The 760-nt window shown below is 75.1% G+C and carries 1 pseudogene; it reads right to left on the bottom strand.

Features of this window, described 5'->3' with window-relative positions:
• Positions 1 to 517 precede the first annotated feature (517 nt).
• Positions 518 to 760: pseudogene (locus AC08ON_RS02065) on the bottom strand (sugar-binding protein); the annotation flags it as partial.

Raw genomic sequence — 760 nt, 5'->3', positions numbered from 1 at the left:
GGGACGGGCGGGCGCACGACGGCCTCCTCGGCCGGACCGGCGGCGGATGACCGGCCTCGGATCGTTGACGGCGAGGTGGTGGACCGGGGCGAGCGGGTCGCGGGCCCGCCGGCCGGCGATACCCCGGGTTCGGGTTCCCGCACCCGGCGGGATCGGTTCCGGGCATCGGGCAGACCCGCTCGCGGGAGGTGACGAGGAAGGCGCGCCGACGCCGGGCCCGGCCGTCGGATGCGCAGCGAGGGCACCCGGTCGGCTGGTGGATGCCGGATCCGGTCGTCCTGCGGGACGGTGAGTGGGTGGTGCGGCCGACGAGCGGCGCGGTGACCACCAAGGTCTACCGGTGTCCCGGTTGTGATTATGAGATCATTCCGGGCGCCGCCCACGTGGTGGTCTGGCCGCCCGAGCGGCTCGAGGACCGTCGACACTGGCACCGGCCGTGTTGGGAACGCCGATGCCGAGCGGCCCGGCCGCGCGTCCGTGACGGCTGACCCCACGAGACGGCGGCCTCCCGTGCGGGCTAGACCCCGCGGGAGGCCGCCGGCGCGGGCAACGCGTTCGGCTCGCTGCCGAGCGCCTTACGCGCCTCAGGCGGCGGTGCTTCGATGGAGGCGATCGACGCGGAGGCGGCGGTCAGCTTGTCGCGCAGCGCGCCCAGCTGGGCCGTCACCTGGTCACGCAGGGTGGCAAGCTGCGAGGTCACCTGCTCGCGTTGGCGTTCGAGGTCGGCCAGCCGACGCTTCGAGTCGTCCTCGGCCTGCGC

It is taken from the genome of Frankia sp. CoWAU3, assembly GCF_977971855.1.
The sequence above is the reverse complement of the archived record's forward strand: the minus strand, read 5'-3'. Positions and strand labels throughout refer to the sequence as shown.